The 22,829-nt window shown below is 39.8% G+C and carries 20 protein-coding genes; 18 read left to right on the forward strand and 2 right to left on the reverse strand.

The window, feature by feature from the left end; translation table 11 throughout:
• The first annotated feature begins 3 nt into the window (after window positions 1–3).
• On the forward strand, window positions 4–2,307 hold the full coding sequence (locus B7698_RS08905) for a DNA translocase FtsK (protein ID WP_084865379.1): 2,304 nt from the start codon (window positions 4–6) through the stop codon (window positions 2,305–2,307).
• A 44-nt stretch (window positions 2,308–2,351) separates the two neighbouring features.
• On the opposite strand, the gene B7698_RS08910 is transcribed toward B7698_RS08905, so the two are convergent.
• Entirely contained in the window at window positions 2,352–2,783 is a 432-nt protein-coding gene (locus tag B7698_RS08910) for a DUF6556 family protein (RefSeq protein WP_033685211.1), read from the reverse strand.
• Window positions 2,784–2,921: 138 nt separating this feature from the next.
• Between B7698_RS08910 and B7698_RS08915 the strand changes: the two genes are divergently transcribed.
• From B7698_RS08915 to B7698_RS08955, 9 genes are all read left to right on the forward strand, one after another.
• Window positions 2,922–4,064: a cysteine desulfurase family protein gene (locus B7698_RS08915; protein WP_084865381.1), complete on the forward strand. Its 1,143-nt coding sequence runs from the start codon at window positions 2,922–2,924 to the stop codon at window positions 4,062–4,064.
• An 8-nt stretch (window positions 4,065–4,072) separates the two neighbouring features.
• Window positions 4,073–5,287, forward strand: a complete 1,215-nt coding sequence (gene thiI, locus B7698_RS08920) for a tRNA uracil 4-sulfurtransferase ThiI (protein ID WP_049551096.1) — start codon at window positions 4,073–4,075, stop codon at window positions 5,285–5,287.
• 136 nt (window positions 5,288–5,423) lie between these two features.
• On the forward strand, window positions 5,424–6,248 hold the full coding sequence (locus B7698_RS08925) for an alpha/beta hydrolase (protein WP_084865383.1): 825 nt from the start codon (window positions 5,424–5,426) through the stop codon (window positions 6,246–6,248).
• Between the two features lie 20 nt (window positions 6,249–6,268).
• Entirely contained in the window at window positions 6,269–7,009 is a 741-nt protein-coding gene (locus B7698_RS08930; protein WP_084865385.1) for an esterase family protein, read from the forward strand.
• 12 nt (window positions 7,010–7,021) lie between these two features.
• Entirely contained in the window at window positions 7,022–8,188 is a 1,167-nt protein-coding gene (locus tag B7698_RS08935; RefSeq protein ID WP_084865387.1) for an ATP-grasp domain-containing protein, read from the forward strand.
• A 158-nt stretch (window positions 8,189–8,346) separates the two neighbouring features.
• Complete coding sequence (gla, locus tag B7698_RS08940) at window positions 8,347–9,216, forward strand: aquaglyceroporin Gla (RefSeq protein WP_049491488.1); 870 nt, start codon at window positions 8,347–8,349, stop codon at window positions 9,214–9,216.
• A 123-nt stretch (window positions 9,217–9,339) separates the two neighbouring features.
• Complete coding sequence (locus tag B7698_RS08945) at window positions 9,340–10,065, forward strand: CppA family protein (protein ID WP_084865389.1); 726 nt, start codon at window positions 9,340–9,342, stop codon at window positions 10,063–10,065.
• The gene (locus B7698_RS08950; protein WP_084865391.1) at window positions 10,062–10,997 is read left to right on the forward strand and encodes a serine hydrolase domain-containing protein; all 936 of its coding nucleotides are present in this window, start codon (window positions 10,062–10,064) and stop codon (window positions 10,995–10,997) included. Before B7698_RS08945 ends, B7698_RS08950 begins: the two co-directional genes overlap by 4 nt.
• Window positions 10,998–11,005: 8 nt before the next feature.
• On the forward strand, window positions 11,006–11,902 hold the full coding sequence (locus B7698_RS08955; RefSeq protein WP_084865393.1) for a DMT family transporter: 897 nt from the start codon (window positions 11,006–11,008) through the stop codon (window positions 11,900–11,902).
• A gap of 42 nt (window positions 11,903–11,944) precedes the next feature.
• Here the strand turns inward: B7698_RS08955 and B7698_RS08960 are convergent, their stop codons facing one another.
• Window positions 11,945–12,643: a GntR family transcriptional regulator gene (locus tag B7698_RS08960; RefSeq protein WP_084865394.1), complete on the reverse strand. Its 699-nt coding sequence runs from the start codon at window positions 12,641–12,643 to the stop codon at window positions 11,945–11,947.
• 141 nt (window positions 12,644–12,784) lie between these two features.
• On the opposite strand from B7698_RS08960, the gene guaA reads away from it, so the two are divergent.
• The 8 genes from guaA (at window position 12,785) to atpA (ending at window position 22,829) form a co-directional block, all read left to right on the forward strand.
• Window positions 12,785–14,347 carry a glutamine-hydrolyzing GMP synthase gene (gene guaA, locus B7698_RS08965; RefSeq protein ID WP_020903519.1) on the forward strand — a complete coding sequence of 521 codons (1,563 nt, stop codon included), beginning with the start codon at window positions 12,785–12,787 and terminating at the stop codon, window positions 14,345–14,347.
• A 521-nt stretch (window positions 14,348–14,868) separates the two neighbouring features.
• Window positions 14,869–17,532, forward strand: coding sequence for a G5 domain-containing protein (locus tag B7698_RS08970; RefSeq protein WP_084865396.1), 2,664 nt, complete (start codon window positions 14,869–14,871; stop codon window positions 17,530–17,532).
• 187 nt (window positions 17,533–17,719) lie between these two features.
• Window positions 17,720–19,006, forward strand: a complete 1,287-nt coding sequence (locus tag B7698_RS08975; protein WP_000169065.1) for a peptidase U32 family protein — start codon at window positions 17,720–17,722, stop codon at window positions 19,004–19,006.
• A gap of 314 nt (window positions 19,007–19,320) precedes the next feature.
• Window positions 19,321–19,521 (forward strand): F0F1 ATP synthase subunit C, encoded by a 201-nt coding sequence (locus tag B7698_RS08980; protein WP_001054560.1) that lies wholly within the window; start codon window positions 19,321–19,323, stop codon window positions 19,519–19,521.
• Between the two features lie 33 nt (window positions 19,522–19,554).
• Window positions 19,555–20,265 (forward strand): F0F1 ATP synthase subunit A, encoded by a 711-nt coding sequence (atpB, locus tag B7698_RS08985; protein WP_000392870.1) that lies wholly within the window; start codon window positions 19,555–19,557, stop codon window positions 20,263–20,265.
• Window positions 20,266–20,278: 13 nt separating this feature from the next.
• Window positions 20,279–20,773, forward strand: coding sequence for a F0F1 ATP synthase subunit B (atpF, locus tag B7698_RS08990; RefSeq protein ID WP_023946977.1), 495 nt, complete (start codon window positions 20,279–20,281; stop codon window positions 20,771–20,773).
• Complete coding sequence (locus B7698_RS08995; protein ID WP_084865397.1) at window positions 20,773–21,309, forward strand: F0F1 ATP synthase subunit delta; 537 nt, start codon at window positions 20,773–20,775, stop codon at window positions 21,307–21,309. Before atpF ends, B7698_RS08995 begins: the two co-directional genes overlap by 1 nt.
• A gap of 14 nt (window positions 21,310–21,323) precedes the next feature.
• Entirely contained in the window at window positions 21,324–22,829 is a 1,506-nt protein-coding gene (gene atpA, locus B7698_RS09000; RefSeq protein ID WP_000996632.1) for a F0F1 ATP synthase subunit alpha, read from the forward strand.

Genomic DNA, 22,829 nt, shown 5'->3' on the forward strand with positions numbered 1-22,829 from the left:
AGAATGGCAAACAAGAATACAAGTAAAACAAGACGGAGACCGTCTAAAGCAGAACTCGAAAGAAAAGAAGCGATTCAACGAATGTTGATTTCGTTAGGAATCGCCCTTTTATTGATTTTCGCAGCCTTCAAATTAGGGGCTGCAGGTATAACCCTTTACAATTTAATTCGCTTGCTAGTGGGTAGCCTAGCTTATCTGGCAATATTTGGTATCCTGCTCTACCTCTTCTTTTTCAAGTGGATACGAAAACAGGAAGGGCTCCTATCTGGCTTTTTCACCATATTTGCAGGTTTGCTCTTGATTTTTGAGGCCTACTTAGTTTGGAAATATGGTTTGGACAAGTCCGTTCTAAAAGGAACCATGGCTCAGGTTGTGACGGATTTAACTGGTTTTCGAACGACCAGTTTTGCTGGAGGTGGCTTGATTGGTGTTGGACTCTATGTTCCAACAGCCTTTCTCTTCTCAAATATCGGTACTTACTTTATTGGTTCTATCTTGATTTTAGTGGGTGCTCTCCTAGTCAGTCCTTGGTCTGTTTACGATATTGCTGAATTTTTCAGTAGAGGCTTTGCCAAATGGCGAGAAGGGCATGAGCGTCGAAAAGAGGAACGCTTTGTCAAACAAGAAGAAAAAGCTCGTCAAAAGGCTGAGGAAGAGGATAGATTAGAAAAAGAAGAGGCTGAAAAAGCCTTACTCGATATGCCTCCTGTTGATATGGAAACGGGTGAAATTCTTACAGAAGATGTTGTGCTTGACGTTCCACCTGTTCCAGAAGAAGAGTGGGTAGAACCAGAGATCATCTTGCCTCAAGCTGAACTTGAATTCACTGAACAGGGAGATGGCTCTGATGACGAAGATGTTCAGGTCGATTTTTCAGCAAAGGAAGCCCTTGAATACAAACTTCCAAGCTTACAACTCTTTGCCCCAGATAAACCAAAAGACCAGTCGAAAGAGAAGAAAATCGTTCGTGAAAACATCAAAATCCTAGAAGAAACCTTTGCTAGTTTTGGTATTAAGGTAACGGTTGAACGGGCTGAAATTGGGCCGTCAGTGACCAAGTATGAAGTCAAGCCAGCAGTCGGTGTACGGGTTAACCGCATTTCCAATCTAGCAGATGACCTCGCTCTAGCCTTGGCAGCCAAGGATGTCCGGATTGAGGCTCCAATACCTGGTAAATCCTTAGTCGGGATTGAGGTTCCTAACTCTGAGATTGCGACGGTATCCTTCCGCGAACTATGGGAACAATCTCAAACGAAAGCAGAAAATCTCTTAGAAATTCCTCTAGGAAAGGCAGTTAATGGCACCGCAAGAGCTTTTGACCTTTCCAAGATGCCCCACTTGCTAGTTGCAGGTTCAACGGGTTCAGGGAAGTCAGTAGCTGTTAACGGCATTATCGCTAGCATCCTCATGAAGGCGAGACCTGACCAAGTTAAATTTATGATGGTCGATCCCAAGATGGTTGAGTTGTCTGTTTACAATGATATTCCCCACCTCTTGATTCCAGTCGTGACCAATCCACGTAAGGCCAGCAAGGCTTTGCAAAAGGTCGTGGATGAAATGGAAAATCGTTATGAACTCTTTGCCAAGGTGGGAGTTCGGAATATTGCAGGTTTTAATGCCAAGGTAGAAGAGTTTAATGCTCAGTCTGAGTACAAGCAGGTTCCGCTACCACTCATTGTTGTAATTGTGGATGAGTTGGCTGACCTTATGATGGTAGCCAGCAAGGAAGTGGAAGATGCTATCATTCGTCTCGGACAGAAGGCGCGTGCTGCAGGTATCCACATGATTCTTGCAACCCAGCGTCCATCCGTTGACGTCATTTCTGGTCTGATCAAGGCCAATGTCCCATCTCGTGTCGCTTTCGCAGTTTCATCAGGAACAGACTCCCGTACTATTTTAGATGAAAATGGAGCTGAGAAACTGCTTGGACGTGGAGATATGCTCTTTAAACCAATTGATGAAAATCATCCAGTTCGTCTCCAAGGCTCCTTTATCTCGGATGATGATGTCGAACGTATCGTAAACTTTATCAAGGCTCAGGCAGATGCGGACTACGATGAGAGTTTTGATCCAGGTGAGGTTTCTGAAAATGAAGGAGAATTTTCAGATGGTGAATCTGGTGGTGACCCGCTCTTTGAAGAAGCCAAGGCTTTGGTCATTGAGACCCAGAAAGCCAGCGCATCTATGATTCAGCGTCGTTTATCAGTTGGATTTAACCGTGCGACCCGCCTTATGGAAGAACTTGAGATGGCAGGTGTCATTGGCCCAGCTGAAGGTACCAAACCAAGAAAAGTTTTACAACAATAAAAAAATAGCTTCTTTCCAAGCTTGGAAGGAGGCTATTTTAGTGATTATTGATTAGTTTTATTTTCCGAAGTTGGAGTATTATTGGACTGTTTTTCATTATCAGTGGCAGGTTTACTTGGAGTAGGAGTAGAAGAATCCTGAGTTGCTGCTTTCTGCTCTTCTTTTTTCTCTTCCTTGACGCTAGATTTTGGTGTTTCCTCTTGCTGTGTTTTTTCTTGAGAAGTGTTATTTTCCTTATTGGGACTAGTGTTTTCCTGAGGGGATTCCTTTTGAATTTCTTTGACAATTGTTGTCGTCTGGCTTGTCGTAGGTTCTTTTTTAGTATTTTTATTATTATCCAAGGCGTTCATGATAGTGATACTTGCAGTAATTAAGCCAAGGATACTACCGATAGTGGCAACAGTTTTTTGAAAGACCGTAAAGCCTTTTTTGATGTGTTCTGTTTTTGGTTTTGAAGTTCTACGATAATTAGACATATATTCTCTCCTTTAATTAAAATTTATTATACCGCATTTCTTTAAAAAAATCTTAAAAAAAGAGGAATTGCCCTTTCTTGTCGCAGACTCCGTTTCATGATACAATAGAAGGAGTGATTTTAGAAAGCGTGAGAAAACATGATTTACTTTGATAATTCGGCGACGACCAAGCCCTATCCTGAAGCCCTTGAAACTTATATGCAGGTCGCTTCAAAAATTTTAGGAAATCCATCTAGTCTCCATCGTTTGGGAGACCAGGCAACACGAATCTTAGATGCTTCTCGCCAACAGATTGCAGATTTAATCGGTAAGAAAAGCGATGAAATCTTCTTTACTTCTGGTGGGACAGAAGGAGATAACTGGGTCATCAAGGGTGTGACCTTTGAAAAGGCTCAGTTTGGAAAACACATCATTGTATCAGCCATTGAACATCCGGCAGTCAAAGAGTCAGCCCTCTGGTTGAAAAGTCAAGGATTTGAAGTAGATTTTGCTCCAGTTGATAACAAAGGATTTGTAAATGTTGAAGCGTTATCAGATTTGATAAGACCTGATACGACCCTCGTTTCCGTCATGGCTGTGAACAATGAAATCGGCTCGATTCAACCTATTCAAGCTATTTCAGAACTATTGGCAGACAAGCCAACTATTTCCTTCCACGTTGATGCGGTTCAGGCACTTGCCAAGATTCCGACTGAAAAGTATCTGACAGAACGAGTGGATTTTGCGACTTTCTCTGGTCACAAGTTCCACGGAGTTCGTGGTGTTGGTTTTGTCTATATCAAGTCTGGAAAGAAGATTACGCCTCTTTTAACAGGTGGTGGTCAGGAAAGTGATTACCGTTCGACAACTGAAAATGTGGCAGGAATTGCAGCGACAGCCAAGGCTCTCCGTTTATCTATGGAAAAGCTAGATATCTTTAGGAGCAAGACTGGGCAGATGAAGGCAGTGATTCGCCAAGCCCTTCTGGACTATCCAGATATTTTTGTCTTTTCAGATGAGGAAGACTTTGCCCCTCATATTCTGACTTTTGGAATCAAGGGTGTTCGCGGTGAAGTCATTGTTCATGCCTTTGAAGACTATGATATTTTCATCTCAACGACCTCTGCTTGTTCATCCAAGGCAGGGAAGCCTGCAGGGACTTTGATTGCCATGAGAGTGGACAAGGATAAGGCCCAGTCAGCTGTACGTTTAAGCCTAGACCTTGAAAATGATATGAGTCAGATTGAGCAGTTTTTGACCAAGTTAAAATTGATTTACAATCAAACTAGAAAAGTAAGATAGGAGCATTCATGCAATATTCAGAAATTATGATTCGTTACGGTGAGCTGTCAACCAAGGGTAAAAACCGTATGCGTTTCATCAATAAACTTCGCAATAATATTTCAGACGTTTTGTCTATCTATCCCCAAGTTAAGGTAACGGCAGATCGTGACCGTGCCCACGCTTACCTCAATGGAGCAGATTACACAGCAGTAGCAGAATCGCTCAAACAAGTTTTTGGAATTCAAAACTTTTCCCCTGTTTATAAGGTTGAAAAATCTGTAGAAGTTCTGAAGTCTGCTGTTCAAGAGATTATGAAAGATATCTACAAGGAAGGCATGACCTTTAAAATCTCTAGCAAGCGTAGCGACCACACCTTTGAACTTGATAGTCGTGAACTCAACCAAACACTTGGAGGGGCTGTATTCGAAGCCATTCCAAATGTGCAAGCTCAAATGAAAAGTCCTGATATCAATCTCCAAGTGGAGATACGTGAAGAAGCAGCCTATCTTTCTTATGAAACCATTCGTGGGGCAGGTGGATTACCAGTGGGAACTTCAGGTAAGGGGATGCTTATGTTGTCAGGAGGGATTGACTCACCTGTAGCAGGTTATCTTGCTTTGAAACGTGGAGTGGATATTGAGGCTGTTCATTTTGCCAGCCCACCTTACACCAGTCCTGGAGCCCTTAAAAAAGCCCAAGATTTGACCCGTAAATTGACCAAGTTTGGGGGAAATATTCAGTTTATCGAAGTACCTTTCACAGAGATTCAAGAGGAAATTAAGGCCAAGGCGCCAGAAGCCTATCTCATGACCTTGACGCGTCGTTTTATGATGCGAATTACAGATCGTATTCGTGAGGTACGAAATGGTTTAGTTATCATCAATGGGGAAAGCCTAGGTCAAGTAGCCAGCCAAACCTTGGAGAGCATGCAGGCTATCAATGCAGTTACCAACACTCCCATCATCCGTCCAGTTGTGACAATGGATAAGTTGGAAATCATTGACATTGCTCAGGAAATTGACACCTTTGAAATTTCTATCCAGCCTTTTGAAGACTGTTGTACCATTTTTGCACCTGACCGTCCTAAGACCAATCCTAAGATTAAAAATGCAGAACAGTATGAAGCACGTATGGATGTTGAAGGTTTGGTTGAGCGAGCAGTGGCTGGAATCATGATTACTGAGATTACACCGCAGGCTGAAAAAGATGAAGTGGATGACTTGATTGATAATCTCCTCTAATCAGAAAATCCAGAAGAATTTAGAAAAATAGATGAAAAAGTTAGTTTTTAATTCCAAAAATGGAAGCAAAACTAACTTTTTTTCTATAATTGTGATATAATAAAATAAAATTTTGAATATAGAGAGTTTTCTGACAATGAATCAATCCTATTTTTATTTAAAAATGAAAGAACACAAACTTAAGGTTCCTTATACTGGTAAGGAACGCCGTGTACGTGTTCTTCTTCCTAAAGATTATGAGAAAGATACAGACCGTTCCTATCCTGTTGTTTACTTTCATGACGGGCAAAATGTTTTTTATAGCAAAGAGTCTTTCATTGGTCACTCATGGAAGATTATTCCAGCTATTAAGCGCAATCCTGATATCAGTCGCATGATTGTCGTTGCTATTGACAATGATGGTATGGGGCGGATGAATGAGTATGCGGCTTGGAAGTTACAAGAATCTCCTATCCCAGGCCAACAGTTTGGTGGTAAGGGTGTGGAGTATGCCGAGTTTGTCATGGAGGTGGTCAAGCCTTTTATCGATGAGACCTATCGTACAAAAGCAGACCGCCAGCATACGGCTATGATTGGTTCCTCACTAGGAGGCAATATTACCCAGTTTATCGGTTTGGAATATCAAGACCAAATTGGTTGTCTAGGGATCTTTTCATCTGCTAACTGGCTCCACCAAGAAGCTTTTAACCGCTATATTGAGCGCAAGAAACTATCGCCTGACCAGCGCATTTTCATCTATGTAGGAACAGAAGAAGCAGATGATACAGACAAGACTCTGATGGCTGGTAATATCAAGCAAGCCTATATCGACTCGTCGCTTCGCTATTACCATGATTTGATAGCAGGGGGAGTACATTTGGATAATCTTGTCTTGAAAGTTCAGTCTGGTGCCATCCATAGTGAGATTCCTTGGTCGGAGAATTTACCAGACTGTCTGAGATTTTTTGCAGAAAAATGGTAAGTTAGGAAAGGAGAAAGCCAATGCATATTGAAAAGCTTAGCCACTGGAGTGGTCACCTCAACCGTGAAATGTACCTCAACCGTTATGGACATGCTGGAATTCCAGTTGTTGTCTTTGCTTCATCAGGTGGTAGTCACAACGAATACTATGATTTTGGCATGATTGAAGCCTGTGCTTCTTTTATCGAGGAAGGCCGTGTCCAGTTTTTTACCCTATCCAGTGTAGATAGTGAGAGCTGGTTGGCTACTTGGAAAAATGGTCACGACCAAGCAGAGATGCACCGTGCCTACGAGCGCTATGTGATTGAGGAGGCCATTCCTTTTATCAAGCATAAGACAGGTTGGTTTGATGGTATGATGACGACAGGTTGCTCCATGGGCGCCTACCATGCAGTCAACTTTTTTCTCCAGCATCCAGATGTTTTTACAAAGGTGATTGCTCTCAGTGGTGTTTACGACGCACGTTTCTTTGTCGGCGATTATTACAATGACGATGCTATTTATCAAAACTCGCCAGTAGATTATATTTGGAACCAAAACGACGGCTGGTTTATTGACCGTTACCGTCAGGCAGAGATTGTGCTGTGTACGGGTCTTGGTGCCTGGGAACAAGACGGTTTACCATCTTTCTACAAGCTTAAAGAAGCCTTTGACCAGAAACAAATTCCAGCCTGGTTTGCTGAATGGGGACATGATGTCGCCCATGACTGGGAATGGTGGCGTAAACAAATGCCCTATTTTCTTGGACACCTGTATCTATAAAAGGAGTTACCTATGAATTACCTTGTTATCTCTCCCTACTATCCACAAAACTTTCAACAGTTTACGATCGAACTGGCTAATAAAGGCATCACAGTCTTGGGAATTGGTCAAGAACCTTATGAGCAATTGGATGAGTCCTTGCGCAATAGCCTGACCGAGTATTTCCGTGTAGATAATCTTGAAAATGTAGACGAAGTCAAACGTGCTGTAGCTTTTCTCTTTTATAAACATGGCCCAATTGACCGCATCGAGTCCCACAATGAATACTGGCTAGAGTTGGACGCAAGTCTTCGTGAGCAATTTAATGTTTTTGGTGCCAAACCTGAGGATCTCAAAAAGACGAAATTTAAGTCTGAAATGAAGAAACTTTTCAAAAAAGCAGGTGTCCCTGTGGTCCCTGGAGCTGTTATCAAGACGGAAGCAGATGTGGATCAAGCTGTGAATGAAATCGGCCTTCCAATGATTGCCAAACCTGATAACGGAGTGGGAGCGGCAGCAACCTTTAAGCTTGAGACAGAAGAAGATGTAAATCACTTCAAGGCTCAATGGGACCATTCTACCGTTTATTTCTTTGAAAAATTTGTCACTTCTAGCGAAATTTGTACCTTTGACGGGCTTGTGGACAAGGATGGCAATATCGTCTTTTCAACGACTTTCGATTATGCTCATACACCACTTGATCTGATGATTTACAAGATGGACAATTCCTACTATGTTCTTAAGGACATGGATCCTAAACTTCGCAAGTATGGTGAAGCGATTGTCAAGGAATTTGGTATGAAAGAACGGTTCTTCCATATTGAGTTCTTCCGTGAAGGGGATGATTACATCGCCATTGAGTACAATAACCGCCCTGCAGGTGGTTTCACTATTGATGTTTATAACTTTGCTCATTCCTTGGACCTCTATCGTGGCTATGCAGCCATTGTCGCAGGAGAAGAGTTCCCAGCGTCAGATTTTGAAGCTCAGTATTGTTTGGCTACATCACGCCGTGCAAATGCTCACTATGTCTATTCTGAGGAGGACTTGCTTGCCAAATATAGTCAGCAGTTCAAGGTTAAAAAAATCATGCCAGCGGCCTTTGCGGAACTTCAAGGAGATTACCTTTATATGCTGACAACTCCGAGTCGACAAGAAATGGAGCAGATGATTGCAGATTTCGGACAACGTCAAGAATAAGAACTCTCGGATTAAGGAAATGCACCTCCTTAATCCTTTTGTTTTTTATAAGAAATAAAATCGCTTTCTTATATATTCTTTTAGAAAACCTGTTGCTAAAAGATATAAAAATTGATAGAATAAGGATTGTCTAAAAAATTTTAAGGAGAATCTATCAAATGGATTTCACATGGGCAATTAAATATGCCACTGAATTTTTGGGAACTGCTATTTTGATCATTCTTGGAAATGGTGCAGTTGCCAACGTTGAACTTAAAGGTACGAAAGGTCACCAAAGTGGCTGGATCGTTATCGCTGTTGGTTATGGTATGGGGGTTATGATCCCAGCATTAATGTTTGGTAACGTATCTGGAAACCACATTAACCCAGCCTTCACTCTTGGCCTTGCAATCAGCGGTCTTTTCCCTTGGGCACAAGTTGCGCCTTATATCATCGCACAAGTTTTGGGTGCTATCTTTGGTCAAGCCTTGGTTGTGGCAACACACCGCCCATACTACTTGAAAACTGAAAATCCAAACAACATTTTGGGTACTTTCTCAACAATTTCAAGTTTGGATAATGGTACAAAAGAATCACATTTTGCAGCAACTGTTAATGGTTTTGTAAATGAGTTTGTTGGATCATTTGTTCTTTTCTTTGCAGCCCTTGGAATGACTAAAAACTTCTTTGGTTCTGAAGTGCTTCAATATATGAAACAAATGGCTAGTCAAGCAGGTCAAAATGTTGACTTTTCTGATTTAGCAATCAAAGCCCAAGTAGCACCACATACTGCTTCAGGACTTTCAGTAGCTCACTTGGCACTTGGATTCCTTGTTATGGCCTTGGTAACATCACTTGGTGGACCTACAGGACCTGCCTTGAACCCAGCCCGTGACTTGGGGCCACGTCTCCTTCATGCTTTCCTTCCAAAATCAGTTCTTGGTGAGCACAAAGGCGATTCAAAATGGTGGTACTCTTGGGTACCAGTAGTAGCACCGATTGCAGCAGCAATTGCGGCAGTAGCTATCTTCAAATTCCTTTACCTATAAGAAATTGAAACCGAGGAAATCCTCGGTTTTTTAGATGAAATTTTACGAAAAAAAGGTAAATCTGAGCATAATTTCTTGTAAAAAATTCTAAAATCCTTTAAAATAAAAGAGTTGGAGGAATTTATGAATGTAAATCAGATTGTACGGATTATTCCTACTTTAAAAGTTAATAATAGAAAATTAAATGAAACATTTTATATAGAAACCCTTGGCATGAAGGCCTTGTTAGAAGAGTCAGCCTTTCTATCACTAGGTGATCAAACAGGTCTAGAAAAGCTGGTTTTAGAAGAAGCTCCAAGTATGCGCACTCGTAAGGTAGAGGGAAGAAAAAAACTAGCTAGATTGATTGTCAAAGTGGAAAATCCCTTAGAAATTGAAGGACTCTTATCTAAAACAGATTCGATTCATCAATTATATAAAGGTCAAAACGGCTACGCTTTTGAAATTTACTCTCCAGAAGATGATTTGGTTTTGATTCATGCGGAAGATGACAGAGAAAATCTAGTAGAAGTAGGAGAAAAACCTGAATTTCAAACAGATCTGGAGTCAATTTCTTTAAGTAAATTTGAGATTTCTATGGAATTACATTTTCCAACTGATATCGAAAGTTTCTTGGAATCATCTGAAATTGGGGCATCACTTGATTTTATCCCAGCTCAGGGGCAAGATTTGACTGTGGACAATACGGTTACTTGGGACTTGTCTATGCTCAAGTTCTTGGTCAATGAACTAGATATAGCAAGTCTTCGCCAGAAGTTTGAGTCTACCGAATATTTTATTCCTAAGTCTGAAAAATTCTTCCTTGGTAAAGATAGAAATAATGTTGAATTGTGGTTTGAAGAAGTATGAAGTGGACCAAGATTATTAAAAAAATAGAAGAACAAATCGAGGCAGGGATTTATCCTGGAGCCTCTTTTGCGTATTTTAAGGGCAATAAATGGACGGAGTTCTATTTAGGACAGAGTGCCCCAGAGCATGGCTTGGATACTGAGCCAGGACTGGTTTATGACCTAGCTAGTGTCAGCAAGGTTGTTGGGGTTGGTACCGTTTTTACCTTCTTGTGGGAAAAAGGTCAATTAGATATTGACAGACCGGTAACCGATTTTTTACCTGAAAGTGATTATCCAGACATCACTATTCGTCAGCTCTTAACTCACGCTACAGACCTTGATCCGTTTATTCCTAATCGTGATCTTTTAACAGCCCCTGAATTAAAGAAAGCGATGTTTCATCTCAAGAGACGAAATCAGCCAGCCTTTCTTTATTCGGATGTCCATTTTTTGCTGTTGGGTTTTATTTTGGAAAGAATATTTAATCAAGACCTGGATGTAATTTTACAAGAACAAGTCTGGAAACCGTGGGGAATGACGGAAACCCAGTTTGGGCCTGTTGAGCTTGCTGTTCCAACCGTCAGAGGTGTCGAGACAGGTCTGGTACATGATCCCAAGGCTCGCCTCTTGGGCAGACATGCAGGTAGTGCTGGTTTATTTTCGACTGTAAAGGATTTACAAATCTTTTTAGAACACTATTTAGCAGATGATTTTGCAAGAGACTTGAGTCAAAACTTTTCACCTTTGGATGACAAGGAACGTTCTTTGGCATGGAATTTGGAAGGAGAATGGCTAGACCATACGGGCTATACGGGTACCTTTATCATGTGGAATCGTCAGAAGCAAGAAGCGGCCATTTTCCTATCGAATCGTACCTATGAAAAGGATGAGAGAGCTCAATGGATTTTGGACCGCAATCAAGTGATGGACTTGATTCGTAAAGAAGAGTAAGGAGAGACATGTCAAACAGTTTAAAAGGGACTTTATTAACAGTTGTGGCTGGGATTGCTTGGGGCTTGTCAGGAACGAGTGGCCAATACCTGATGGCGCACGGAATTTCGTCTCTGGTTTTAACTAACTTACGACTTTTAATTGCCGGTGGAATTCTCATGCTCTTAGCTTATGCTACTGCAAAGGATAAAATGCTGGCCTTTTTAAAGGATAGAAAGAGTTTGCTGTCTCTTCTTATTTTTGCTCTAATTGGTCTCTTCCTCAACCAATTCGCCTATCTAACTGCTATTCAGGAAACCAATGCAGGTACCGCGACGGTGCTTCAGTATGTTTGTCCTGTCGGGATTTTGATTTATAGCTGTATCAAGGATAAGGTGGCGCCGACGCTTGGAGAGATTATTTCCATCATATTAGCCATTGGAGGGACCTTCCTGATTGCAACTCATGGGCAGTTGGACCAGTTATCCATGACACCTGCAGGCCTGTTCTGGGGTCTCTTTTCTGCTCTGACTTATGCACTTTATATTATTTTGCCCATAGCCTTGATTAAGAAGTGGGGGAGTAGTTTGGTTATTGGTGTGGGAATGGTCATAGCAGGTTTGGTCGCCCTTCCTTTTACAGGGGTTCTACAGACTGCTATCCCAACTAGTCTTGATTTTCTTCTTGCTTTTGCAGGCATTATCCTTATCGGGACTGTCTTTGCCTATACAGCGTTCTTAAAAGGAGCCAGTCTGATTGGACCGGTTAAGTCAAGTTTGTTGGCTTCAATTGAGCCAATTTCGGCTGTTTTCTTTGCCTTCTTAATCATGAATGAACAATTTTATCCCATTGATTTTCTTGGTATGGCAATGATATTGTTTGCTGTAACTCTGATTTCTTTGAAAGATTTACTCTTAGAAAAATAAAAAAGACTCTTTGTCCGTGACAGAGAGTTTTTGCCTAGTAATCTAATTGTTTTCAAGATAAAATTCAAAACGTTCGCCTACATACTGACTTTTTACGTATTCAAATGCAGTACCATCTTCTAGGTAGGAAACCTGAGTCAACCCAAGAATAGCATGACCTTTTTCAACTTCCAAATAGTGAGCAATCTTTTCTTTAGCGAGGCGAGCATAAATAGTCTGCTGTGATTTGCCAATACGGTAGCCATGTTTTTGTAGAGTTTGGAAGAAATGACTGGTGATTTCTTCTTTTTTAAAGTTCTTAATAAATTTTTCAGGAATAGAAGCAACTTCATAAACTAGAGGAACTTGGTCGGCATAGCGAACACGTTCCATTCGGATAATATTCTCCGTTGGAGAAATTCCTAACTTGGCAACTTCCTGCTCATTGGGAATGGTTTTTCTGTAGGAAATGAGTTGACTAGAGGGAATTTTGCCTTGGGACTTAACAATTTCAGTAAAACTGGTTGTCCCTCGCATCTTTTCTTGTACCCGAGTACTGGAAACAAAGGTGCCGCTTCCTACACGACGCTCTAAAACGCCTTCTTCGACTAATAGAGATACAGCTTGGCGGAGGGTCATGCGGCTGACCTCAAATTGTTCAGCCAAATCTCTTTCACTCGGCAACCTCTCACCAATGGCCCAACGATGTTCGTCAATATCCTTTTTAATCTGATCGTGGATTTTCATATAAGCAGGTAGCATATTTTTCACTTCATTTCTATCTTTTCTCTATTGTACCCCAATAAACTAGAAAAAGTCAATCTTAGCCTTGTTTAGTTGGTAATTCGGCCTTATTTGTGATAGAATATTGAAAAAAGATATTTCTTTTGAGAAAGGAAAAAGATGAGCAACATTTCAACTGATTTGAAAGATGTAGAAAAAATCATCGTATTGGACTATGGTAGCCAATACAACCAGCTGATTTCACGCCGTATCCGTGAGATTGGTGTTTTTTCAGAACTAAAGAGCCATAAAATTTCAGCTGCTGAAGTTCGTGAAATCAATCCTGTAGGAATTATCCTATCAGGTGGTCCAAACTCTGTATACGAAGATGGTTCATTCGATATTGACCCAGAAATCTTCGAACTCGGAATTCCTATTTTGGGAATTTGTTACGGTATGCAGTTATTGACCCATAAACTTGGAGGAAAAGTTGTCCCTGCAGGTGATGCTGGAAATCGTGAATACGGTCAATCAACTCTTACACACACACCATCAGCTCTTTTTGAATCAACACCAGACGAGCAGACTGTTTTGATGAGCCATGGTGATGCGGTTACTGAGATTCCTTCTGACTTTGTTCGTACTGGAACATCAGCTGACTGCCCTTATGCAGCCATTGAAAACCCAGATAAACACATTTACGGTATCCAATTCCACCCAGAAGTTCGTCATTCTGTATACGGAAATGATATCCTTCGTAACTTTGCACTTAACATTTGTAAGGCTAAAGGCGACTGGTCAATGGATAACTTCATTGATATGCAGATCCAAAAAATTCGTGAAACCGTCGGTGATAAACGTGTCCTTCTTGGGCTATCAGGTGGTGTTGACTCTTCAGTTGTTGGAGTTCTTCTCCAAAAGGCTATTGGCGATCAATTGATCTGTATCTTCGTGGATCACGGTCTTCTTCGTAAAGGAGAAGCGGACCAAGTTATGGACATGCTTGGTGGTAAGTTTGGTTTAAATATCGTCAAAGCAGACGCCGCTAAACGTTTCCTTGACAAACTTGCTGGCGTTTCTGACCCTGAACAAAAACGTAAAATCATCGGTAACGAATTTGTGTATGTCTTTGATGACGAAGCAAGCAAGCTCAAAGATGTGAAATTCCTTGCTCAAGGTACTTTATATACAGACGTGATTGAGTCTGGTACGGATACAGCTCAAACTATCAAGTCACACCACAACGTGGGTGGTCTTCCAGAAGACATGCAATTTGAACTGATTGAACCACTCAACACTCTTTATAAAGACGAAGTTCGTGCTCTTGGTACAGAACTTGGCATGCCAGACCATATCGTATGGCGCCAACCATTCCCAGGACCAGGTCTTGCTATCCGTGTCATGGGTGAAATCACTGAAGAGAAACTGGAAACCGTTCGTGAATCAGATGCTATCCTTCGTGAAGAAATCTCTAAAGCTGGTCTTGACCGCGATATCTGGCAATACTTCACTGTCAACACAGGCGTTCGTTCAGTCGGTGTTATGGGTGATGGTCGTACTTATGATTACACAATCGCCATTCGTGCAATCACTTCTATCGATGGTATGACAGCTGACTTTGCAAAGATTCCTTGGGATGTCCTTCAAAAGATTTCTGTACGTATCGTAAACGAAGTGGATCATGTTAACCGCATCGTCTATGATATTACAAGTAAACCACCTGCAACAGTTGAGTGGGAGTAAAGCTATAAATACTTTACTCTTATAGTAAATGAAAAATAAGGATTTCGAGAGAACAAAATCGTTCTCTCTTTTTTTAGCTGAATATTTTAAGTAAAAGGTTAAGCTATTCTTTCATAAAACAAGACAGAATGGTTGCCTCCAAAGTCTCATCATAAGAGAACAGTTATATTCTCTGGATCTACTTTTGAGATGGTAAAAATAGATATACTGATATCCATTCCTTTTATCATATCCTTGATTTCTTAAGTTTTAAAGACAGTTTAATCAGGATTCCTTTTATATATCGATTAAGAAATAAATAATCTGTCTTGAATCCTACCATAGATGTATAAAGAGTCATTTTGTTTTTTTGTTTCGTATCAGTATCAATCCGTTCTGATATTGTTTTTTGAATTTTAGAAAATTCTAGTACAGTAGTTAGGAAGTTTTTATAAATTTATTGTATTTAATTCTTGACTTGATACCTTTACTTTTTTAGTTAATTATGTAATAATATTAACAATACAAATAAATGAAAGTTGGTGTTTCTATTGCATAAAGCAGTAAAACAAGAAAAAGGTCATGGCTATCTCCGTAAAACTAAGTTAGGTTTGTTAAGTGGCATTATCCTAACGACTGCTTTAGGGAGTTTATTTTTAAATGGGATTGTAAGCGCTGACGAACAACCAAATTCAAGTACACCTCCTAATGCAGCACAGACTCCTCCTAGCGAAACTGTGGTTCAAAGTGAGTATGAAACGAGTACAACACATACGGTAAAAGAAACCGAGTTAAAAGCTAAAGTTGAAGAAGTAAAAGCTTTAGGGGTTAAGGTTACAGAAACACCCACTGAAAATGTAGGTGTTGCAAATAGTTCTTCTGAGGTTACACATTTACGCGCAACTGCTGAAGAAAAAGTAGATGCTCAAATTCGTGATTTAGAGTCTGCAAAAGCTGAACAAGAACAAGTGAAAGCGGATAGAGTTAAGATTGATGAGTTTAAAAATACTTTTATTAATGCTAATTATATCAAAGTAAAAGCTAGATTAGTTTCTCAGGTAAATAGTCGAGATATTAATGAAGATGTCTCGAAAGAAGCTTCAGTTAGTCCAATTACATCAAGTAATGGGGAACTTCATTACTTGAAAGCGAATGAATTGGATTTAACTGATTCTCAAGGTTTGTATAATGCAGTATCGAAACCAACTACTGAGGAAGTTACAGAAACATTTATTAAGGTACCTGATCGAATTGGAATTACAGATAAATATGAAACAAATCGTGTGAATATCGGGTATCCTGCTCGTATTGTGGAACTAACTCCAAACACTGTGTATAGTTACACCATCACACCTCGTTCAGATAGTGTTTTATCTAGTATTTACGGTATCGGTAGTATTGAGACAACTGCTAAATTTGAGTATACGCTACCTGAAGAAACCAAACTTTACGCTACATTTAGCAGTAAACCTGTTGAGACTCATGTAATTATTAAAAACTTAACTCGACGTGCTGAAAATCATACTGATTTCATTGGTTACACTCGAACTTATACTTATAAGGATAAGCAAGGAAATATTATTCCAATTAAAGATTTATATGCAAAATTCTTAGATGTCCAAGGTTTTAAGGGTAAAGGGGTTATAACGTCTTCTGATATTCCAAAATCTAAATTATCCGAGTTTGAATTACGTTCAGCTGGTGCTGATTACACTTATAGACAAGAAACATCTTTACTTGGAGAAAATACAATTTCTCAAAAAGAGTACATTGCTAGTAAAGTAGTTCCTAATAAACGTAATCAGTTTACACCTCGCATTGTTTATGCATCAAATCTCCAAAGAGTTGAATTGACAGATACAGAAAAAGCAATCAACGGTGTGTCTCGCACTTTCCATACTGTTACTTATACAGAAGTTCAAAACAAAGGTTTAGTGACTCAGAAGTTTGTAAACGAACAAGGTGTTGAAATTGCACCTAGTGTTAAATCTGAACTTAAAGAAGTAGGTTCTGAGGTATCTTTAACTCATCCGACCGATTTGGACTTTGAGAACAAGCGTTATACCTTTAAAGAACAAGACAAACAAGATATTACAGAGATTGTGAAAGGTGAAACTGTCATTACCTATGTGTATAAACAGAAGTATGAGAATAACTTACCACCTATAGAAACAGAAACAAAAATTCCAATTACAACAACTTATGTAGAAGACAAAACAATCGACTATGGTACGGAAATTGTTGAATCGAACGGTAGCGAAGGTAAAATTGTAACTACAACACCTAAAATTGTGAATGAACTTGATGGTATTGTAACTGACGGTAAGCCGACTGAAAAAGAAACTCCTATGGTACCAAAAGTGGTTAAAGTAGGTACTAAACCTAAAGTTGTAGAAACAACTATTCCATATACAACACGTTATGTAGAAGATAATACAAAAGATAAAGATTATCGTGAAGTAACAAGACCTGGTAAAGCTGGTAAAACAACTACTACGACAACTTATACCTTGAATCCTAATACAGGAGCAGTAACATCGAACGAACCAACCATGATTACTGAAGAAGCAGTAGAAGGAGTTATCACAGTAGGTACTAAACCTAAAGTTGTAGAAACAACTACTCCATATACAACACGTTATGTAGAAGATAGTACAAAAGATAAAGATTATCGTGAAGTAACAAGACCTGGTAAATCTGGTAAGACAACTACTACGACAACTTATACCTTGGATCCTAATACAGGAGCAGTAACACCGAATGAACCAACCACGATTACTGAAGAAGCAGTAGAAGAAGTTATCACAGTAGGTACGAAACCAAAGGTTGAGGCACCAAAGGTTGAAACGCCAAAAGTTGAAACACCAAAGGTTGAAACACCAAAGGTTGAAACACCAAAGGTTGAAACACCAAAGGTTGAAACACCAAAGGTTGAAACACCAAAAGTTGAAACGCCAAAAGTTGAAACACCAAAGGTTGAGGCACCAAAAGTAGAAGCACCAAAGATAGAAGTACCAAAATCAAAGACACCAACTGAACAATCGACAAAAGAAACTTCACAAATTCCGACTTCTGTAGCAAGTAAGAGAGAGGAATTGCCTAATACAGGTACAGAAGATCATGCTAATCTTGTAGTCTTAGGACTTCTAGGAGTTTTGAGTGGATTTGGATTTCTTGCACACAAGAAAAAAGAAGTGGAGAAATAGTTTTTTCTAACCTATATTAGAAAAGGGCTCACATCTGTGGGCTTTTTCTCTTTGACAATCTTTTTGCTTTAATAATCTAAAAGATTAGAATTGTCAAAACAATTTATCTAGGCTTGATTTTATCACTTATTTACTATAAAATGAGAAGGAAAAACGTCAAACTTTTATATTGCAAATAGGAGAAAACATGACAAAAACATTAAAACGTCCTGAGGTTTTATCACCTGCAGGAACTTTAGAGAAGCTAAAAGTAGCTGTTCAATATGGAGCAGATGCTGTCTTTATCGGTGGTCAGGCCTATGGTCTTCGTAGCCGTGCCGGAAACTTTACTTTCGAACAGATGGAAGAAGGCGTACAGTTTGCGGCTAAATACGGTGCTAAAGTCTATGTAGCTGCCAATATGGTTATGCACGAAGGAAATGAAGCTGGTGCTGGTGAGTGGTTCCGTAAACTGCGTGATATCGGGATTGCAGCAGTTATCGTATCTGACCCAGCCTTGATTATGATTGCAGCGACTGAAGCACCAGGTCTTGAGATCCACCTTTCTACCCAAGCAAGTGCCACCAACTATGAAACTCTTGAGTTCTGGAAAGAACTGGGCTTGACTCGTGTCGTTTTGGCGCGTGAGGTTTCAATGGAAGAATTGGCAGAAATTCGCAAACGTACAGACGTTGAGATTGAAGCCTTTGTTCATGGAGCTATGTGTATTTCCTACTCAGGTCGCTGTACGCTTTCAAATCACATGAGTATGCGTGATGCTAACCGTGGTGGTTGCTCTCAGTCTTGCCGTTGGAAGTACGACCTTTACGATATGCCATTTGGGAAGGAACGTAAGAGTCTTAAAGGTGAAATTCCTGAAGAATTTTCAATGTCAGCCGTTGATATGTCTATGATTGACCATATCCCAGATATGATTGAAAACGGTGTGGACAGTCTGAAGATCGAAGGACGCATGAAGTCTATTCACTATGTTTCAACAGTAACTAACTGTTATAAGGCGGCTGTTGATGCTTATCTAGAGAGTCCAGAGAAGTTTGAAGCTATCAAGCAAGACTTGATTGATGAGATGTGGAAGGTTGCCCAACGTGAATTAGCAACAGGTTTCTACTATGGTACACCATCTGAAAATGAGCAGTTGTTTGGTGCTCGTCGTAAAATTCCTGAGTATAAGTTTGTCGCTGAAGTGGTTTCTTATGATGATGCGACACAAACAGCAACTATTCGTCAACGGAACGTTATTAATGAAGGCGACCAAGTTGAGTTTTATGGTCCAGGTTTCCGTCATTTTGAAACGTATATCGAAGATTTGCATGATGCTAAAGGAAATAAGATCGATCGCGCTCCAAATCCAATGGAACTATTGACTATCAAGGTTCCACAACCTGTTCAAGCTGGAGATATGGTTCGAGCTCTCAAAGAAGGTCTCATCAATCTTTATAAGGAAGATGGAACCAGCGTCACAGTTCGTGCTTAATAAATATGTAGGGGACGAAAGCTTTCTAGTTGCTTTCCCTTTAATCCTATTTACTAAAAGAACATTAGGTTAAAAAAATATATTAATTTCCATCCGAGATTTCATCTCGGATTTTTTCATTATTTTTCAGAAAGACCTAGATAATAGACGGATTTATTACAAGTTTTTTCCAAAATTTTCTATATAATAGACTTAAAAATAGTAAAATTGTAAATAATTTTCATTAAACGCTTTCAATGTTAGTAAAAAGTTGACAAATCCAATTTTTAGGACTAAACTAAGTAAGTAAATTTTAATTAAAAGGAGAATTCGTCATGAATTTAACATTTTTCGGTCTATGTCTTGCCTGTATGGGTGTATCTCTTGGTGAAGGTATGTTGATGAACGGTTTGTTGAAATCAGTTGCTCGCCAACCAGATATCATCTCAGAACTACGTAGTTTGATGATCCTAGGGGTTGCCTTTATTGAAGGTACTTTCTTCGTTACTCTTGTCTTTTCATTTATCATCAAATAAAAGAAGTATAAATTGAAAAAGGGAGGATTTTAGATGGAAGAAAGTATTAATCCAACCATCAATATTGGTCCTGTTACCTTTAATTTAACCATAGTAGTTTTGACTTTGTTGACTGTAGCACTTATTTTTGGCTTTATTTATTGGGCAACTCGAAATATGACTTTGAGACCCACAGGAAAACAAAATGTATTAGAGTATTTATTTGATTTTGTTGTTGGATTTACAAAATCAAACCTTGGTCCAATGATAAAGGATTATTCTCTCTTTTATTTCTGTTTATTCCTATTTATGGCCATTGCAAATAATATTGGCTTAATGGCTAGAATTCAGACTACAGATGGTGTAAATCTTTGGACCTCACCAACAGCAAATTTGTCATTTGACTTGGTCTTGTCTTTTACAATTATCTTAATGACTCACGTAGAAGGAATTCGTCGTCGTGGAATCAAAAAGTATTTAAAAGCATTTGTAACACCAGGTTTTATGACACCAATGAATCTCTTGGAAGAAGTTACCAATCTCCTTTCACTTGCATTGCGGGTCTTTGGTAATATCTTTGCAGGGGAAGTGATGGCAAGTATGTTAGTCCTACTTTCTCATCAGGCCTTCTATTGGTATCCTATTGCTTTTGGAACAAATCTAATCTGGACTGCATTTTCTGTTTTTATTTCTTGTGTACAAGCATATGTATTTACATTGTTGTCTTCGATGTACTTAGGAAATAAAATTAATGATGAAGAATAGAAAGGAGTAGTTTATGAATGTAACAGTAGGTGAATTACTTGGTGATTTTATACTAATCGCTGGTTCCTTTATTCTCTTGCTAGTCTTGGTTAAGAAATACGCTTGGTCAAATTTGACTAGCATTTTCGAACAAAGAGCAGAAAAAATTGCAGCAGATATTGACGGAGCTGAACAAGCACGTCAAAAAGCAGAAGTATTGGCTCAAAAACGCGAAGATGAATTGGCTGGTAGCCGTAAAGAAGCTAAGACAATCATTGAGAATGCGAAAGAAACAGCTGAGAAAAGTAAGGCTAGTATTTTAGCAGATGCTAAGCTAGAAGCAGGACGCTTGAAAGAAAAAGCGAACCAAGAAATTGCTCAAAATAAAGCTGAAGCTTTACAAAGCGTTAAGGGTGAGGTAGCAGATTTGACAATCAGCTTGGCTGGTAAAATCATCGCACAAAACCTTGACGGTCATGCCCATAAAGAACTCATTGATCAGTATATCGATCAGTTAGGAGAAGCTTAATGGACAAGAAAACAGCAAAGGTAATTGAAAAGTACAGCATACCTTTTGTCCAATTAGTGATTGAAAAAGGAGAAGAAGATCGGATTTTTTCAGACTTGGATCAAATCAAGCAAGTTGCTGAAGAAACAGGCTTACCTTCTTTTTTTAAAAAAGTGGCAGTAGACGAGTCTGACAAGGAAAAAACGATTACGTTCTTCCAAGATTCAGTGTCATCTTTATTGCAAAACTTTATCCAGGTTCTTATCTACAATCACAGAGCAAATCTTTTTTATGATATTCTTGTAGATTGCTTGAACCGACTTGAAAAAGAAACAAATCGATTTGAAGTGACGATTACGTCAGCTCATCCTTTAACTGATGAACAGAAGAGTCGCTTGCTCCCTTTGATTGAGAAAAAAATGTCTCTTAAAGTAAGGAGTGTAAAAGAACAAATCGATGAAAGTCTTATTGGTGGTTTTGTCATTTTTGCCAATCACAAGACAATTGATGTGAGTATTAAACAACAACTTAAAGTTGTTAAAGAAAATTTGAAATAGAAAGTGGTGTTCTTTTGGCAATTAACGCACAAGAAATCAGCGCTTTAATTAAGCAACAAATTGAAAATTTCAAACCCAATTTTGATGTGACTGAAACAGGTGTTGTAACCTATATCGGGGACGGTATCGCGCGTGCTCACGGCCTTGAAAATGCCATGAGTGGAGAGTTGTTGATTTTTGAAAACGGCTCTTATGGGATGGCTCAGAACTTGGAGTCAACAGACGTCGGTATTATCATCCTAGGTGACTTTACAGATATCCGTGAAGGCGATACAATCCGTCGTACAGGTAAAATCATGGAAGTCCCAGTAGGTGAAAGTCTGATTGGTCGTGTTGTGGATCCGCTTGGTCGTCCAGTTGACGGTCTTGGAGAAATCTACACTGATAAAACTCGTCCAGTAGAAGCGCCAGCTCCTGGTGTTATGCAACGTAAGTCTGTATCAGAACCATTGCAAACTGGTTTGAAAGCTATTGACGCCCTTGTACCGATTGGTCGTGGTCAACGTGAGTTGATTATCGGTGACCGTCAGACAGGGAAAACAACTATTGCGATTGATACAATCTTGAACCAAAAAGGTCAAGACATGATCTGTATCTACGTAGCGATTGGACAAAAAGAATCAACAGTTCGTACACAAGTAGAAACACTGCGTCAGTACGGTGCCTTGGACTACACAATCGTTGTGACAGCCTCTGCTTCACAACCATCTCCATTGCTTTTCCTAGCTCCTTATGCTGGGGTTGCCATGGCGGAAGAATTTATGTACCAAGGTAAGCATGTTTTGATCGTTTATGATGATTTATCAAAACAAGCGGTAGCTTATCGTGAACTGTCACTCTTGCTTCGTCGTCCTCCAGGTCGTGAAGCTTTCCCAGGGGATGTTTTCTACCTTCACAGCCGTTTGCTTGAGCGCTCAGCTAAAGTTTCTGATGAACTTGGTGGTGGATCAATTACTGCCCTACCATTTATCGAGACACAAGCAGGAGATATCTCTGCCTATATCGCAACCAACGTGATTTCAATCACTGATGGACAAATCTTCCTTGGTGATGGTCTCTTCAATGCGGGTATTCGTCCAGCCATCGATGCGGGTTCATCTGTATCTCGTGTAGGTGGTTCTGCACAAATCAAAGCCATGAAAAAGGTTGCTGGTACACTTCGTATCGACCTTGCTTCATACCGTGAGTTGGAAGCCTTCACTAAGTTTGGTTCTGACTTGGATGCGGCAACACAGGCTAAGTTGAACCGTGGACGTCGTACAGTTGAAGTCTTGAAACAACCTGTTCACAAACCATTACCTGTTGAGAAACAAGTAACCATTCTCTATGCTTTGACACATGGTTTCTTGGATACTGTTCCAGTAGATGATATTGTTCGTTTCGAGGAAGAGTTCCATGCCTTCTTTGATGCTCAACATCCAGAGATTTTGGAAACCATTCGTGATACAAAAGACTTGCCAGAAGAAGCAGTCTTGGATGCTGCGATTACAGAGTTTCTCAATCAAACCAGCTTCCAATAA

This window comes from Streptococcus mitis, from assembly GCF_002096855.1.
In the GTDB taxonomy this organism is placed as follows: Bacteria; Bacillota; Bacilli; order Lactobacillales; family Streptococcaceae; genus Streptococcus; species Streptococcus mitis_Y.

Coding starts and splice junctions, on each gene's coding strand:
- B7698_RS08910 (WP_033685211.1), bottom strand. CDS start 2,783: ATGTCTAATTATCGTAGAACTTCAAAACCAAAAACAGAACACATCAAA.
- atpB (WP_000392870.1), top strand. CDS start 19,555: ATGGAAGAAAGTATTAATCCAACCATCAATATTGGTCCTGTTACCTTT.
- B7698_RS08980 (WP_001054560.1), top strand. CDS start 19,321: ATGAATTTAACATTTTTCGGTCTATGTCTTGCCTGTATGGGTGTATCT.
- B7698_RS08925 (WP_084865383.1), top strand. CDS start 5,424: ATGAATCAATCCTATTTTTATTTAAAAATGAAAGAACACAAACTTAAG.
- B7698_RS08960 (WP_084865394.1), bottom strand. CDS start 12,643: ATGCTACCTGCTTATATGAAAATCCACGATCAGATTAAAAAGGATATT.
- thiI (WP_049551096.1), top strand. CDS start 4,073: ATGCAATATTCAGAAATTATGATTCGTTACGGTGAGCTGTCAACCAAG.
- B7698_RS08950 (WP_084865391.1), top strand. CDS start 10,062: ATGAAGTGGACCAAGATTATTAAAAAAATAGAAGAACAAATCGAGGCA.
- B7698_RS08930 (WP_084865385.1), top strand. CDS start 6,269: ATGCATATTGAAAAGCTTAGCCACTGGAGTGGTCACCTCAACCGTGAA.
- gla (WP_049491488.1), top strand. CDS start 8,347: ATGGATTTCACATGGGCAATTAAATATGCCACTGAATTTTTGGGAACT.
- atpF (WP_023946977.1), top strand. CDS start 20,279: ATGAATGTAACAGTAGGTGAATTACTTGGTGATTTTATACTAATCGCT.
- B7698_RS08915 (WP_084865381.1), top strand. CDS start 2,922: ATGATTTACTTTGATAATTCGGCGACGACCAAGCCCTATCCTGAAGCC.
- B7698_RS08955 (WP_084865393.1), top strand. CDS start 11,006: ATGTCAAACAGTTTAAAAGGGACTTTATTAACAGTTGTGGCTGGGATT.
- B7698_RS08995 (WP_084865397.1), top strand. CDS start 20,773: ATGGACAAGAAAACAGCAAAGGTAATTGAAAAGTACAGCATACCTTTT.
- B7698_RS08945 (WP_084865389.1), top strand. CDS start 9,340: ATGAATGTAAATCAGATTGTACGGATTATTCCTACTTTAAAAGTTAAT.
- B7698_RS08905 (WP_084865379.1), top strand. CDS start 4: ATGGCAAACAAGAATACAAGTAAAACAAGACGGAGACCGTCTAAAGCA.
- B7698_RS08975 (WP_000169065.1), top strand. CDS start 17,720: ATGACAAAAACATTAAAACGTCCTGAGGTTTTATCACCTGCAGGAACT.
- guaA (WP_020903519.1), top strand. CDS start 12,785: ATGAGCAACATTTCAACTGATTTGAAAGATGTAGAAAAAATCATCGTA.
- B7698_RS08935 (WP_084865387.1), top strand. CDS start 7,022: ATGAATTACCTTGTTATCTCTCCCTACTATCCACAAAACTTTCAACAG.